Origin of the sequence: Allobosea robiniae, assembly GCF_900102525.1 — a bacterium.
Lineage (GTDB): Bacteria > Pseudomonadota > Alphaproteobacteria > Rhizobiales > Beijerinckiaceae > Allobosea > Allobosea robiniae.
The window spans coordinates 277948-293705 of the sequence record NZ_FNBZ01000005.1 but is presented as its reverse complement, the minus strand read 5'-3'; the positions used below and the strand labels follow the sequence as shown (position 1 = coordinate 293705).

At 65.3% G+C, this 15758-nt stretch carries 9 protein-coding genes; 6 read left to right on the top strand and 3 right to left on the bottom strand.

The genetic code is table 11. The features are described from left to right. Positions 1–46 precede the first annotated feature (46 nt). The 4 genes from BLQ70_RS15825 to BLQ70_RS15810 all read left to right on the top strand — a co-directional run bounded on the left by BLQ70_RS15825 (position 47) and on the right by BLQ70_RS15810 (position 6497). Positions 47–1084 (top strand): ABC transporter substrate-binding protein, encoded by a 1038-nt coding sequence (locus tag BLQ70_RS15825; protein WP_091858403.1) that lies wholly within the window; start codon positions 47–49, stop codon positions 1082–1084. A gap of 232 nt (positions 1085–1316) precedes the next feature. Then, positions 1317–3524 carry an ABC transporter permease gene (locus BLQ70_RS15820; RefSeq protein ID WP_091858400.1) on the top strand — a complete coding sequence of 736 codons (2208 nt, stop codon included), beginning with the start codon at positions 1317–1319 and terminating at the stop codon, positions 3522–3524. Between the two features lie 15 nt (positions 3525–3539). Continuing rightward, positions 3540–4607, top strand: a complete 1068-nt coding sequence (locus tag BLQ70_RS15815) for an ABC transporter ATP-binding protein (protein ID WP_091858397.1) — start codon at positions 3540–3542, stop codon at positions 4605–4607. A 168-nt stretch (positions 4608–4775) separates the two neighbouring features. Further along, the gene (locus BLQ70_RS15810; RefSeq protein WP_162766431.1) at positions 4776–6497 is read left to right on the top strand and encodes a Na/Pi cotransporter family protein; all 1722 of its coding nucleotides are present in this window, start codon (positions 4776–4778) and stop codon (positions 6495–6497) included. A gap of 9 nt (positions 6498–6506) precedes the next feature. Here the strand turns inward: BLQ70_RS15810 and BLQ70_RS15805 are convergent, their stop codons facing one another. Then, positions 6507–6827 carry a YnfA family protein gene (locus BLQ70_RS15805; RefSeq protein WP_091858391.1) on the bottom strand — a complete coding sequence of 107 codons (321 nt, stop codon included), beginning with the start codon at positions 6825–6827 and terminating at the stop codon, positions 6507–6509. A 186-nt stretch (positions 6828–7013) separates the two neighbouring features. Here BLQ70_RS15805 and BLQ70_RS15800 point away from each other — a divergent pair, with 186 nt between their 5' ends. Then, positions 7014–8270: a TIGR03862 family flavoprotein gene (locus tag BLQ70_RS15800; RefSeq protein ID WP_091858387.1), complete on the top strand. Its 1257-nt coding sequence runs from the start codon at positions 7014–7016 to the stop codon at positions 8268–8270. 67 nt (positions 8271–8337) lie between these two features. Here BLQ70_RS15800 and BLQ70_RS15795 read toward each other — a convergent pair whose 3' ends face one another. After that, entirely contained in the window at positions 8338–11772 is a 3435-nt protein-coding gene (locus tag BLQ70_RS15795; protein WP_091858384.1) for a class I SAM-dependent DNA methyltransferase, read from the bottom strand. A gap of 142 nt (positions 11773–11914) precedes the next feature. Here BLQ70_RS15795 and uvrB point away from each other — a divergent pair, with 142 nt between their 5' ends. Beyond that, positions 11915–14614 carry an excinuclease ABC subunit UvrB gene (gene uvrB / locus BLQ70_RS15790; RefSeq protein WP_091858381.1) on the top strand — a complete coding sequence of 900 codons (2700 nt, stop codon included), beginning with the start codon at positions 11915–11917 and terminating at the stop codon, positions 14612–14614. Positions 14615–14635: 21 nt separating this feature from the next. Here uvrB and BLQ70_RS15785 read toward each other — a convergent pair whose 3' ends face one another. Beyond that, positions 14636–15583, bottom strand: a complete 948-nt coding sequence (locus BLQ70_RS15785) for an RES family NAD+ phosphorylase (protein WP_210184306.1) — start codon at positions 15581–15583, stop codon at positions 14636–14638. Positions 15584–15758: the final 175 nt, after the last annotated feature.

The following is a 15758-nucleotide window of genomic DNA, read 5'->3' as shown; positions in this document are numbered from 1 at the left end:
TCGTCGCAAGCGGCAAAAAACAAAAGATCCGATCAGGGAGGTTCATATGCAGTCGAAATCCTGGCTCAAGGCGGGGCTTTTCGCCGCGCTCGCAACGGCGGCCTTCGCCGCCACCCCGGCCCGCGCTCAGGGGTCGCTCGTCATGTATTGCGGCGTCCAGGAGGAGTGGTGCCGCGCCATGTCGAACGCCTTCGAGAAGGAGACCGGCATCAAGGTCGCGATGACCCGCAAGTCGGCCGGCGAGATCTATGCCCAGCTCAAGGCGGAATCCTCCAATCCGCGCGGTGATATCTGGTGGGGCGGCACCGGCGATCCGCATCTCCAGGCGGCGGAGGAGGGGCTGACCCAGGAGTATGAATCGCCGAAGAACAAGGAATTGCATCCCTGGGCGCTCGACCAGTGGAAGGCCGCCAAGCATCGTTCGGTCGGCATCTATGCCGGCGCGCTCGGCTTCGGCTTCAACACCGAGCAGATCAAGGCCAAGGGCATCCCCGAGCCGAAATGCTGGGCCGACCTGCTCAACGCCAAGCTGAAGGACGACGTCCAGGTCGCCGATCCCAATTCCTCGGGCACCGCCTACAACCTGCTCGCGACCGTCGTGCAGCTGATGGGCGAGGACAAGGGCTTCGAGTACCTCAAGGCCCTCCACAAGAACATCAGCCAGTACACCAAGTCGGGCGCGGCGCCGGCCAAGGCCGCGAGCCTCGGCGAGACCGCCGTCGGCATCGTCTTCATCCACGACGCGGTGGTCTTCGCCGTGCAGGGCGACCCGATTAAGCCGGTCGCGCCCTGCGAGGGCACGGGCTACGAGATCGGCTCGATGTCGATCGTCAAGGGCGCGCGCAATCTCGACAACGCCAAGAAGTTCTATGACTGGGCGCTGACCCCGGCCGCGCAGGCTCTGGCCGCTCCGGCGAAGTCCTATCAGGTGCCGTCGAACAAGGCCTCGCCGGTGCCGGCGCAGTCGCCGAAGATGGATCAGATGAAGCTGATCAACTACGACTTCGTGAAATACGGCTCCTCGGCCGAGCGCAATCGCCTGCTCGCCAAGTGGGACAAGGAAGTCAAGGCGCTGCCGAAGTAAGGCTGCGCCTCTCCGGCGTGTTTCCCGGGCAGTCTCGGAAACACGCCGTCATCCCGGGCTTGACCCGGGATCCATGCCTGAACCTCCGTCGGATACGCTCCGGCATGGATCCCGGATCTCCGCTTCGCTGCGTCCGGGATGACGCTGGTGGTTCGGGTGCAGGGTAAAGGCTGGGCCGTGAAAGCCGGGGCAACCGGTTCGGACCGACAAGGAATGTGAGGGCAGGGCAACCATGGCGCCAGCGACGAGACTCGTGCTGCTGATCGGCTGGCTCGGCTATGCGCTGATGCCCTGGTATCTCGTCGAGGGCATGAGCCTGACGAACTGGGCCTGGCTCGCCGAATATCCGTTCGGCAAGGCGGGCAGCGCGCTGGCGCTTTCCCTTTCCGGTCAGGCGCCCTGGCTCCTGCCGGTCGGCATTGCGCTCGCGGCTGCGACCATCTTCTGGGGCAGCGCCGACCGTCAGCGTACGGCGACCGTGCTGGTCTGGGCCGGCCTTCTCGGCATGGTCCTGTTCTTCGCCCAGGCCTTCTCGATCGTGCTGAAGGACCAGGGCATTTCCTGGCTTGCAGCCTTGCTCGGCGGCGCAGGTGCCTCGCAACGCGGCATCGGCGGCGGTGCCTTCCTGACGCTTCTGTCGCTGCTCTTCCTGCTCTGCCACGGGCTGGCCTATCGCGGCGTCTGCCGCGGCGACCTCTTCACGACCTCGACGATCGGCCTCGTCGTCCTGCTGATCGGCATCTTCATCTTCTTCCCGGTCGCGATCATCCTGAAGAGCGCGCTGGTCGACCAGAACGGCGCCTTCGCGCCCGCGGCCTTCTTCGAGCGCTTCCTCGATTCCTCGATCTGGGGGCTGGGCTGCCTCAGTGCCAACGTCAATTGCGGCGTCGCCTGGAACACGCTGGTCCTGGCCGTGCTCTGCGGCGTCATCACCACGCTTCTCGGCCTCGCCTGCGCGCTGCTGATCCTGCGCACCGGCATGCCCGGCAAGCGCGTCATGCGCGCCCTGACGGTGCTGCCGATCATCACGCCGCCCTTCGTCATCGGCCTCGCGCTGATCCTGCTCTTCGGCCGCGCCGGCGCGGTCTCGACCGTTCTCTACGAATGGTTCGACATCCCGCGCTCGCGCTGGCTCTACGGCTTGCCAGGCATCTTGCTGGCGCAGGTGCTGGCCTTCGCGCCGATCGCCTTCCTCGTCCTGATCGGCGTCGTGCAGGGCATCTCGCCCAGCCTGGAGGAGGCCTCGCAGACGCTCGGTGCCAAGCGCTGGCAGACCTTCCGCACCGTGACCTGGCCGCTGCTCAGGCCCGGCATCGCCAATGCCTTCCTGCTCGGCTTCGTCGAGAGCATGGCCGATTTCGGCAACCCGCTGGTGCTCGGCGGCAATTTCGAGGTGCTCTCGACCAAGATCTTCTTCGCGGTGGTCGGCGCCTCCTACAATCAGGGGCAGGCGGCGGTTCTCGCCATCGTGCTGCTCGCCTTCACGCTCGGCGCCTTCTGGGTCCAGCAGCGCTGGCTCGGCGACAAATCCTACACGACGGTCACCGGCAAGGGCGATGCCGGGCTGCCGACGCCGCTGCCGCGTCGCATCACCTGGCTCTCTGCGGCCGTGATCGTGCCATGGGTCGCGCTGACCGTGGTGATCTACATCGTCATCCTGGTCGGCGGCTTCGTGCGCAACATGGGCCGCGACTACACCCCGACCCTGCAGCACTACATCACCGGCTTCGCCATCGATTTCAGCGACGGCATCTATTTCCAGGGCTCGGCCTGGTCGTCCTTCTTCACCACGGTGAAGGTGGCGGCGATCTCGGCACCGCTGACGGCGGTGATCGGCCTGCTCACCGCCTATCTGCTGACGCGCCAGCGTTTCCGCGGCCGGGCCGGGCTCGAATTCGCGACCATGCTCTCCTTCGCCATTCCCGGCACGGTGCTCGGCGTCGCCTATATCCTGGCCTTCAACGTGCCGCCGGTGGAAATCACCGGTACCGGCCTGATCCTCGTCATCGCCTTCGTCTTCCGCAACATGCCGGTCGGCGTGCGCTCCGGCATTGCCGGCCTCTCGCAGATCGACAAGAGTCTGGACGAGGCCTCGACCACGTTGCGCGCCCGCAGCTTCACCACGCTCTGGCGGGTGGTGCTGCCCCTGCTCAAGCCCGCTCTGGTCTCGGCGCTGGTCTACTCGTTCGTGCGCTCGATGACGGCGGTCAGCGCCGTGATCTTCCTGGTCTCGGCCGAATACAACCTCTCCACCGCCTATATCGTCGGGCGCGTCGAGGCCGGCGAGTTCGGCCTCGCCATCGCCTATTCCTCGGTGCTGATCGTCTTCATGGCGCTCGGCATCGTCCTCATCCAGTTCCTCGTCGGCGAGCGCAAGCTCGGCCGGCGTGGCCGCACCGCCACGATTGCCGCCCCGGCGCCCGCTCCCGCGATCGGATAAGGATAAAGACTCAAGATGGCCAAGGCCGGACCCGCTTCCGTCGAATTCCGCAACGTCTCGATGCGCTATGGCGCGGTGACGGCGGTCGACAACATCAATTTCACCATCGAGGCCGGCAAGCTCGTGACCCTGCTCGGTCCCTCCGGCTGCGGCAAGACCACGACCCTGCGCATGATCGCAGGCCTGGAGATCGCGAGCGACGGCCAGATCCTGATCGGTGGCAAGGACGTCACCAAGCTCTCGGCTGCCGATCGCGACGTCTCGATGGTGTTCCAGTCCTATGCGCTCTTCCCCCATATGAGCGTGCTCGACAACGCCGCCTACGGTCCGACCGTGAAGGGCCTCGGCAAGGAGCAGTCGAAGCAGATGGCGCTGGAGAAGCTGGCGCTGGTCGGCCTCAAGGGCTTCGAGAACCGTTACCCGTCAGAGCTCTCGGGCGGCCAGCAGCAACGCGTCGCGGTGGCGCGTGCCCTCGTGCTGGAGCCGCAGGTGCTGCTCTTCGACGAGCCGCTCTCCAATCTCGATGCCAAGCTGCGCCGCCGCGTCCGCGAGGAAATCCGCGAATTGCAGCAGGACCTCAACCTGACCGTGGCCTATGTCACCCATGATCAGGAGGAGGCGCTCGCCGTCTCCGACCGCATCATCGTGATGTCGAATGCCCGGATCGCGCAGGAAGGCGCACCGCGCGACCTCTACGAGCAGCCCTCCAACGCCTTCGTCGCCGACTTCATTGGCGATGCGAATCTGATCGACGTCACGGTGAAGGCGGTGACTGACGACCGCGCCGATGTCGCGATCGGCTCCGCCACGGTCACCCTGCCGGCGCGCGGCATCGGGCCGGGATCCGCCAAGGTCGCGATCCGGCCGGAGGCTTTGCTGCTGGGCGAGCCGGGGCTGGGCGGTTCGCTGCCGGGCACGATCCGCAAATGCGCCTATCTCGGCAACCATCTCGACATCATGGTCGAGACCGAGGTCGGTGAGCTCTTCGTCGTGCAATATGGCGGGCGTGAGATGCTGGCGCCCGGTACCGCGGTCTCGGTTTCCTTCGCCAAATCCGGCGTGACGCTGATCCCGCCGGCCTGAGCGCTGGCGAAAGCCGGGCATCTCCCTTCGCGGAGTCACCAGGGCTGAAAGTGCCGCCCAAATATCAGCACTTTCAGCGTGTATTTCTGTTGAGTTGGCTAATCAAAAATTGATAGATTTGGCCGAAGATCAACGCCTGAATCGGGGAAAGACCGCACGAAAATGGCCATGGGCGAGAGCGCTACCAATATCCTGATCCACCTCGCCGGCGGCGTCGCGCTGCTGATCTGGGCGGTCAGGCTGGTGCGAACCGGCGCGATGCGCGCCTTCGGCTCGCAGCTCAGGCAGGCGCTGCAGAGTTTCACGCGCAATCGCTTCGCCGCTTTCGGCAGCGGCGTCGCCGTGACCATGGTGTTGCAGAGCTCGACGGCGACGACGCTGCTGGTCTCCTCCTTCGCCGGTCAGGCCCTGATCGTGCCGGCCATGGCGCTCGCCGTCCTGCTTGGCGCCAATCTCGGCACGGCGCTCGCGGCCTTCGTCATCTCGATGGACCTGGGCTGGCTCTGGGGCCTCTGCGTCGCCATCGGCGTCGCCATGTATCTTTCCAGCGAGGCGATGGAGCGTCCGCGCAATATCGGCCGCGTGCTGGTCGGCATCGGCCTGATCCTGCTCTCGCTGATCGAGCTCAACACGGCCGCAGCCCCGCTGGCGCAGTCGCCGACCTTCCGTGTCGTGCTGGCCGCCATGGGCTCCGAGCCGCTGCTCGGCATCCTCGCCGCCATCGCCGCGACCTGGCTCGTCCATTCCAGCATCGCCATCATCCTGCTCGTCGCGACCTTCGCGGCGTCGGGCCTGTTCCCGCCGGCGACGGCGCTCACCCTGGTCATCGGCGCCAATCTCGGCAATGCCGTGATCCCGGTGCTCGACCAGCTCGGCGCGCCCGCCGCCCAGCGCCGTGCCGCCGTCGGCAACCTGCTGACGCGCCTGATCCTGGCTCTCGCGGTGCTGCCCTTCGTCGGCCCGCTTTCGACCTGGCTCATCGGCTTCTCCTCGTCCGAGGCCCGGCTCGCCATCGAATTCCACGTCGTGCTCAACGTTGTCGGCGCACTGGTCTTCCTGCCCTTCGTCGGGCCGATTTCAGGCCTGGTCGAGCGCTTCATGCCCGGCAAGCAGGACAAGGCGGAAGCGGTGACGCCGCGCTATCTCGATCCCAACGCGCTCGACAGCCCGACCGAGGCGCTTGCCGGCGCGATGCGCGAGGCGCTGCGCCTCGGCGATCGCGTCGAGGCCATGCTGCGCGATACCATGACGCTGCTGGAGAAGGACGAGCTCAAGCTCTCGCGCGCCATCGCCCAGGCCGATGACGGCGTCGACACCATTCACGAGTCGATCAAGCTCTATCTGGTCAAGGTCTCCCGCAACGAGCTCTCCGAGGAGGAGAGCCGGCGCCTGTTCGAGATCATCACGCTGATCACCAATCTCGAGCATATCGGCGACGTCATCGACAAGAACCTGCGCGAGCTCGCCGAGAAGAAGATCCGCAAGCGCTACTCGTTCTCGCCGGAGGGCCTGGCCGAGATCCGCGATTTCCATCATCGCGTCGCCTCCGCCCTGGCACTGGCGCTCAACGTCTTCGCGACGCGCGATCTCGATCTCGCTCGCCAGCTCTTCGCCGACAAGGCGGCGATGCGCGATGCCGAGCGGCGCGCCACCGACAGCCATTTCCAGCGCCTGCGCTCGGGGCGGTCGGAATCGATCGAGACCAGCGCGATCCATCTCGACATCATCCGCGATCTCAAGCGCATCCACGGCCATATCGTCTCGATCGCCTATCCGATTCTGGAGAGCGCCAACGAGTTGCGCGAGAGCCGTCTGCGCGAGACGAAGGCAGCCGCCGAGCAGCGCGAGATGCCGACCGTGCTCATTCCCGCCGCGCATTCGGGCGGGTGAAGCTCTCCATCAGCGCGGCGCCGTCAGTATGATCGCGGCGCCAGCGAGGCAGATGATGCCGCCGGTCAGATCCCAGCGATCCGGCCTGATGCCTTCCACCGCCCAAAGCCAGCCGAGCGAGGCGGCGATATAGACGCCGCCATAGGCGGCGAAGGCGCGCCCTGCCGCGGCGCTCTCGACCAGCGTCAGCAGCCAGGCGAAGAGTCCGAGCGAAACCAGCCCCGGCACCAGCCACCAGATCGGCTTGCCAAGCCTGAGCCAGCCCCAGAAGGCGAAGCAACCGGCGATCTCGAAGAGCGCGGCGCCGATATAGGCGGCGATGGTCGGCATGAAAGCGGTATCCGTTCCGGGGCTTTTCGCGGCGAGGGCGCCAGTCTAAAGCAGTAAACATTCGAACGGAAACGCGCCGTCATCCCGGACAAGCCGCGTCAGCGGCGCCGATCCGGGAGCCATGCCGGAGCGCTTCCGATTGAGGTTCAGGCATGGATCCCGGGTCTTCGCTTCGCTGCGTCCGGGATGGCGCGCCCAGATGAGAACAGGGCTGCGGTGGAAAAGCCGATACGCAACATCGCCATCATCGGCGCCGGCCCGGCCGGCCTCATGGCTGCCGAACGGCTGGCGAGCGCCGGCCATCGCGTCACGGTCTACGAGCGCATGGCCTCGCCCGCCCGCAAGTTCCTGCTCGCCGGGCGCGGAGGCCTGAACCTCACCCATTCCGAGCCGTTGGACGCCTTTCTCGGGCGTTACCGCGAGGCGGTCGACTGGCTGGAACCAGCCCTGCGCGCCTTCCCGCCACAGGCATTGCGCGATTGGGCCGACGAGCTCGGTGCGGAGACCTTCATCGGTTCCAGCGGCCGTGTATTTCCGCTGATGATGAAGGCTTCGCCGCTGCTGCGCGCCTGGCTCGGCCGGCTCGACGGATTAGGCGTTCGGCTCGCCTCTGGTCGGCTCTGGACCGGCTGGGATGCCGATGGAGCCCTGATGTTCCGCCTCGCGAACGGTGAAGCCGAGACGATCCGCCCCGATGCGACGCTATTGGCGCTCGGCGGCGCGAGCTGGCCGCGGCTCGGTTCCGACGGTGGCTGGGTGCCGCTGCTGACGGCGCGCGATGTCGCGGTCTCGCCGCTGCGCCCCGCCAATGGCGGCTTCACGGTCGCCTGGTCGCCGCAGATGAAGGAGCGCTTCGTCGGCCAGCCGTTGAAGCGGATCGTCATCCGCTGCGCCGGCGAGCAAGCCGCGGGCGAGGCGATGATCGATGCCGATGGCATCGAGGGCGGTGCGATCTATGCGCTGTCGGGAACCATCCGCGAGGCGATCCGGCGCGATGGCGCCGCCACGATCGATATCGACTTGCGCCCCGATCTCTCGGCCTTGGAGCTCGTCACGCGCCTCGCGAAGCGGCGCAAGGGCGAGACGCTCAGCAATCACCTGCGCAAGGCTGCGGGCCTCGCACCGGTCGCCATCGCCCTGCTGCGGGATGCGGCCGGCGCAACCCTCCCGGCCGAGCCGGATGCGCTGGCGGCACTGATCAAGGCAGCGCCGCTGCGCCTTGGCGCTCCCATGCCGATCGCGCGTGCCATTTCGACAGCCGGCGGCATCATCAGTGACGAATGCGATGGCGGCTTCATGCTGAAGCGCCTGCCGGGTATCTTCGCGGCCGGGGAGATGCTGGACTGGGAGGCGCCGACCGGCGGTTATCTGCTCCAGGCGAGCTTCGCGACGGGTGTCGCGGCCGCCTCCGGCATCGAAGCCTGGCTGGCCGGCCGGGCCTGAACCTGTGCTGATCGGCCTCGCATCCCCGCATCGGTCGACGCGGACAGGGCCAGTCTGAAGTTTCCGCTCATCCCGTGCCGGTCCGTCGTCGCGCGAAGCTCTGCCCGCCATCGAGGGTCGAGATCTCCCCAACCCGCGCCAGCGAAACCAGAATGTCGCGGATCGCGCGTTCCACCTTGAGGCCCTGGCGGAAGCGCGCTGCGATCGCCCTTGCTGCGATCGGCGTCGATGTGTCGGCCAACGCCGCGAGCACGGCGGCGACCCGCCCGACCGCCTCGGTCGGAAAGGCCGGCTTGCCGGCCGCGGCCGAAATCGGCGTTGGCAAGGCCGCTTCGAGCTGCTCGCCGGCGCGGCCGGGTGTCCCGAAGCGCGGGCGCTGATAGTCCGGCCTGAGCCAGTGGACGATGCCCTGCACCTCCTCCCGCGCACGCTGCCGGTTCAGGGCGACGAGGCGTGCCAGAATCTCCGCTTCGGCCAGGGTGGCCGGCCAGCCATAGGCTGCGGCGGCGGCTTCATCGATGGCCTGGTGATGCTCGTCGAGGATCATGACGAGCCCGCGATCCCGGATATCGGCTTCGGCGGAGCTGAGGGCGCGGCCGGAACGGATTCCTTCGCGGATGTTGTACAGCTTGGTGAGGGTCAGGTCGGGATGCGCAGCCAGAACCTCTTTGCGCAGGGCATCGAGTGCCTCCGCCGGGCGCCGGATGGCCTCCTTCTGCACCTCGCTGGCATCCGGGAACGGAAACGGGTCGAAGCAGCGGGATTTCGAATAGCGGGGGCGGTCTTCCAGTGTCGCGCCCTGATGCCGCGACCAGAGGACATGGAGATGCGATGAAAGCACGCCGAGATGGAAGGCATCCGACAGCCCGACGGCGACCAGCATGTTGTCGGGCAGGATGGCGGTGTCGAGGAACTGGAAGATGCGGTGCTTCGCCGTCTCGACGGTGACGATATAGCGCTGGAGCGGCGCGAGGACAGGGCGCAACTCGCGGCGCGGTTCTCCGAATATCCACCATTGCAGCCGGTAGCTGTCGCGCCGGTTGGCGTCGCGGCCGACGACCTTGCAGGCATCGTTCCGAGCTTCCTTCACCGTTAGCTTCACATGCTGGTACACCTCGGGAAAGCGCTCCCGCACGTTTTCCGCTGTACGCCCGAATAGATCGATCGCCATGGCACCGCGTGGCCGTTCGGTGAGGTCGCGCCCGTTGCGATAGGGCCGGATATGCGCTTCCAGCCCCGGCCTGCGACTGAGCCCGAGTGCTTCGGCTTCGGCCGGTGTCACGATGAAACCTGCACCATGCAGCGAGACGCCGCGCGAGCAGAGCCCGCAATTGCTCCGCAAGGGAGCGGCTCGGGTCATGTCCGCGCCGATCGTCAGGTTGGCATTGATCCGCCCTTCGCTGATGCCGAGCTCGATCTGCGGCTGGTCGCCGTCGAGTTCTTTCTCGGCCATGACGGTACAGAGCTTCCCTTCGTGATACCCGGCTCGTGCGACCGTCATCGCTATCCGCACGGCGGCGGTATCCTTCCCCGCCTTCGTCCAGGGATGATCCGGAATCGCCATGACGATCGAGAGCGGTCGCTTGCCCGTGAGATGTCGCTCGACCGTGCGGCGCTGGAAGAGCTGGGTGATCGAGTTGGTGGTGACGAAGCCGAAGCGGCGCAGGCGCGTGCCGGGCCGTGTCAGCAATTCGGCGGCGTGGTCCCACCAGTACATCACGAGATCGGCGCTTTCGTTCATCTGCGGATGTGCTGCCCAGAGCGCCTCGGCGTAGCTGTCCCCGAGCCTTGCCCGCAGGTCCTTGCCACCGATGAAGGGCGGATTGCCGACGATGAAGGCGGCTTCCGGCCATTCCGGCCGGCGCGGGTTGGGCAGGATTTCCCGCCCATCGCGCCATTGCGGGATCGGCCAGCCATCCCAGCTCAGCACCGCGTCCTGCTTGTAGATATGGTCGAGCTTTTCGAGGATCGGCTCGCGCGGCGCATGAGGGCGCGTGCGGAAATGCCATTGCAGATGGCCGATCCACAGGACGAGATCGGCGATGGCCACCGCCCGGCGATTGGTCTCCATGCCCAGGAACTGGTGCGGCCCGACCTGATGCGTGGCGAAGCCGGAGAGTTCCTCATTGCGGCCGAGCTCACCGGCGGCATCGAGCACCTCTCCCTCCAGCTTTTTCATGAGCTCCTGCGAGACGTGGAGAAAATTCCCCGTCCCGCAGGCCGGATCGAGAATCCGCGTGGTGCAGAGCGTCTCGTGGAAATCCTCGACCAGCGCCAGCGCCTTCCGGGCTTCGCCGCCGTCGCGCGCCTGCTGTGCTGCGCCGAGCACGGCCCGCCAGTCCTCGCGCAGCGGGCCGATTACGGTTTCGACGACCAGCCGTTCGACATAGGCGCGCGGCGTGTAATGCGCGCCGAGCCGGGCGCGCTCCTGCGGATCGAGGGCCTGTTCGAGCAGCGTCCCGAAGATCGCGGGTTCGACCTCCTTCCAGTCATGCTCGGCCGCGGCCAGCAATTCGCCGATCTCCTCGCGCCCGAGCGGGAAGACCTGCGCATCCTCGTAGAGCTTGCCGTTGAAGCGCTTCATCCGCTCGCGCACGGAGGTCGAGTATTCCCCCTTGTCCATCGCCTGCCATAGCTCCGAGACCAGCGGCAGGAAGGAATCCGGCGCGTCGCGGCATTCGCGTAGCAGGGTCTTGAAGGCGTCCTTGCGGATCAGCCCGACATCCTCGGCGAACATCGTGAACAGGCAGCGCATCAGGAAGAGCGCGACCTCTTCGGGGTCGTGCCCGCGCTCCAGCACCTTCGAGACGGCCGCCAGTCGCTCGGCGATGTCGCGGGTGACGCGGGCCGCATGGCGGGCAGGATCGAGCGAGCAAGGCTCGGTCCAGATCGCGGCGAGGCGCTGGCGTAGCCCCGTATCGCGCAGATCGTCGAGATAGACGCGGTAGCTCTGCCGGTCGGGAAACTGGACGTAGTTCTTACCCTGGCCGGTGAAGTCGGCATAGAACTCGAAGCAATGTCCGACATCGCAGACGATCAGGAAGGGCGGCCAGCCATGGCTCGCCGGCAGCGCCTTGGCATAGTCCTCCGCCTGGCGTCTGGCATTGAGCATCAGCACGTCCCAGGCGCGATCGGCCCCGCGCCTCCCGCGCGGTCCGGCCGGTTCCGCGAAGGGCAGGGCGCCTTGCGCCGGCAGGACCTCCTTGGCCTGCCCCTTCAGGCGGCTCTGCTTGGCTTCGAGGACGAAGGCGCCCTTGCGGTAGAGGTCGATGCGCCCGGTGCTGTGCCCGCCCGAGCCATCCGGAAACCGCACGGGATATTCGAAGCGATAGGTCACGGCATCGGAATCGCTGGTCGGCGGTTGCGGCGGCTCGACCCCGATCAGCCCGCAGAATTCGCTGAGGAATTGCGCATAGGCCGCCCGCTCCGCACCTTCCGAGAGGCGCCAGCGGGCGATGAAGGCTTCGACCGCCGCCTCGGCTTCGGACCCGCCCCCCGACATGGTCCATCTCCATAGGTTGTTATTGATCGATATATGCAATCTAAGATTGCATTAAGTGTTCCTGTCAACTCCTGTCACCAATCAGCCCTGCGATGCGTCGCGCCCCCTCGCATCGCGGCGCGTTCCGCCCCATATTGCGGCCATGCCGAAAAGCTCCGACACCACCGCGACCAAGCCGAAAGCGGCGAAGAAGTCCGCTTCGGCGCGCACGCCGAATTCCAAGGCGACCAAGCCCGAGCTGAAGCCGCTCGAAGGCTATCTCGCCGACCTGCTGAACCCCGCGATCAACCGCGGCACGGCGGTACCCGGCGGCGCTTCCGGCTTCAGCGACCAGCCGCAGGCCGGCTACGAGGCGAAGCCGAGCTATGCGCTGGAACGTCCCGGAGGCGAGGAGAGGCCGAAGCGCAAGCTCTCCAAGAAGGCGGATTCCGCCTTCATTGGCGCCGAGGGCGCGGCGGCCGCGACCGCGAGCTCGCTGCAGCATCTGCTCGAAACCGGCAGCCCCTTCATCCAGCCCGGCAAGCCCTGGACCCCGCATCGGCCCGAGCGCCCCGAGAAATCGGAGGGCGGCATCGCCTTCACGATGAAGAGCGACTTCTCCCCATCAGGCGACCAGCCGACCGCGATCGCCGATCTCGTCGACGGCATCCGCCGGCAGGAGCGCGATCAGGTCCTGCTCGGCGTCACCGGCTCGGGCAAGACCTTCACCATGGCCAAGGTGATCGAGGAGACGCAGCGCCCGGCCCTGATCCTCGCGCCGAACAAGACGCTGGCCGCGCAGCTCTATGGCGAGTTCAAGAGCTTCTTCCCCGACAACGCGGTCGAGTACTTCGTCTCCTATTACGACTATTACCAGCCGGAGGCGTACGTCCCGCGCTCGGACACCTATATCGAGAAGGAATCCTCGATCAACGAGCAGATCGACCGCATGCGCCATTCGGCGACGCGCTCCCTGCTCGAACGCGACGACGTGATCATCGTCGCCTCGGTCTCCTGCATCTACGGTATCGGCTCGGTCGAGACCTACACGGCGATGACCTTCTCGGTGAAGCTCGGCGAGCGCATCGAGCAGCGCCAGCTTATCGCCGATCTCGTCGCGCTCCAGTACAAGCGCACCCAGCATGACTTCGCCCGCGGCACCTTCCGCGTCCGCGGCGACGTGATCGAGCTCTACCCGGCGCACTATGAGGACCGCGCCTGGCGCATCGGCCTGTTCGGCGACGAGGTCGAGAGCATCAGCGAGTTCGACCCGCTGACCGGCCAGAAGACCGGCGAGCTCGAATTCATCAAGGTCTACGGCAATTCGCACTACACCACGCCGCGCCCGACGCTGACCCAGGCCGTGAAGTCGATCAAGGAGGAGCTGAAAGCCCGCCTCGACGAGCTCAACCGCATGGGCCGCTTCCTGGAGGCGCAGCGGCTCGACCAGCGCTGCACCTTCGACATCGAGATGATCGAGGCCACCGGTTCCTGCAACGGCATCGAGAACTATTCGCGCTATCTCACCGGCCGCAAGCCGGGCGAGCCGCCGCCGACGCTGTTCGAATACCTGCCCGACAACGCGCTGGTCTTCACCGACGAGAGCCATGTCAGCGTGCCGCAGATCGGCGGCATGTACCGGGGCGACTTCCGCCGCAAGGCGACGCTGGCCGAATACGGCTTCCGCCTGCCCTCCTGCATGGACAACCGGCCGCTGCGCTTCGAGGAATGGGACGCGATGCGGCCCCAGTCGGTGCATGTCTCGGCCACGCCCGGCGGCTGGGAGATGGAGCAGACCGGCGGCGTCTTCACCGAACAGGTCATCCGCCCGACCGGGCTGATCGACCCGCCGGTCGAGATCCGCCCCGCCAAGCATCAGGTCGCGGACCTGCTCGACGAGGTCAAGGAGGTCACCGAGAAGGGCTATCGCACCCTGGTCACCGTGCTGACCAAGCGCATGGCCGAGGACCTGACCGAATACCTGCACGAGAACGGCGTGCGCGTGCGCTACATGCACTCGGATATCGACACGATCGAGCGCATCGAGATCCTCAGAGACCTGCGCCTTGGCGCCTTCGACGTGCTGGTCGGCATCAACCTGCTGCGCGAGGGCCTCGACATCCCCGAATGCGGCTTCGTCGCCATTCTCGACGCCGACAAGGAGGGCTTCCTGCGCTCCGAGACCTCGCTGATCCAGACCATCGGCCGCGCCGCCCGAAACGTCGACGGCAAGGTCATCCTCTATGCCGACCACATCACCGGCTCGATGGAGCGGGCTATTGCCGAGACCAATCGCCGCCGCGAGAAGCAGGAGGCCTACAACGCCGAGCACGGCATCACGCCGCAGACGATCAAGCGCGCCATCGGCGACATCCTCGGCTCGGTCTATGAGCGCGACCATGTCACGGTCGACAAGGGGCTGGTGACGCCGGCCTCGGGCCACAATCTCAAGGCCGCGATCGCCGATCTCGAGAAGCGCATGCGCGAGGCCGCGGCCGATCTCGAATTCGAGACGGCGGCCCGCCTGCGCGACGAGATCAAGCGCCTGCAGGCGACGGAGCTGGCGATCGCGGACGATCCGCTCGCCCGGCAGGGCGATGTCGAGGCCAGTGCGGGCAAGTACAAGGGCGAGCGCTCTTACGGCTCCAGCGCCAACCTGCCGCCGACCCGCGCCCGCAAGCCGACGGACGAGGATATGGGCCCGCATAACTGGGGCGGCGGCGAGGGCAAGCCGAAGGCCGGCGAGAAGCCAAACCCGCTGCTGACGGGCACCTCACGGGTGCGGAAGCCGACACTCGACGAGATGGGCCCGGTGCCGGAATCGCGGCCGAAGGGGGCGGGGGAGAGAAGGCGGCGGAGGTAGTTTGTCGTTTTGCTATGAGGGCTATTTGAACAGTGGGCCCATCGTAACTTCGTAGGTGGCCTTTCTAAGCATGGCTCTGTTTATGCATTTTATCTTTAGGTCTCCGGATGAAATGGGATGACCAAATAAAGCTATGTTTTCGATTGTGTTTTCTTTTACGAGACTGAAGTAAGAGGGGTAGTAAATTCCATCGAAGCCTTGTTCGTGCGCGGCGTGAGAAAGCGAGCGTGTTATTTCATATGCGTGATCAGTTGCAGAAAACAGAAAGCGCATTGCGATATCTAAGCTCTCAAAAGGTGTCTCAGCTGCCTCCTGCGGCGGCGACGTTAGATCGAGCATTCGGAAGTTTCGAGTCGTTTCGAGCGTTGCAACAAAACATTCATCAGGGATGAGAACTCTGCATTCGTGAATGCAAATTTCTAAATCTTTTGATCCGTATAGAACTGGTAATTCGCTGCTATCCAGCCGGCCAAAAGACGTTCGGCCTTTGGGTGGTGAATCATATTGCGTGCTGTCGATTTCGGGAGGGAGGTTTTTTCGAATTCTATAAAATAAATCTCCTTTTGTAAGCTGTTTTTCTGGGAATTTTTTGATGAACTCGTGCGAGTATCTGAGGCGTGTCTCGGAGTCCCGTAAATTCGAGAGAGGCTCAATTTCACCAATTCGCCAGAGTGGTGGCCCGTAGTGGAATAGTCCGATTTTCAGCTTGTCTTCTAGGAGCCGTACATCCGCTTCGAGCCATGTGGGAAATTTGACGTCGCGCTCACCGTATCGATGGGGATTCGCGGCGAGGCGTGATGCGCCGCCGAAATCAGCTCTAAAGAACGTCCCATCATAGAAGAATGAATGAAATAGGTCCTCAGTATTCCGGTAGCTAAGTTTAAACCCGTCATTTGATCCGCAGCTTGGGCATTTCTGCCTACTACCGCTTCCAATATTTTCTGCTTCAAGCCGCAGACCCTGGTCCAAAAAGCACTTCGAGCACACAATCGGATTTACGAGTCTGGTAGGCTGCTTGCCTGCTCTGTCGGTCGAATTAGAGCGCGATGCCATTGGGTCTCTTCAGGTAGGAAGGATATTTCCAATACGAATTGAATATTCCAATATGACGCGTTTTGTAGTTCAAGCGCAAAAATGATGTCGT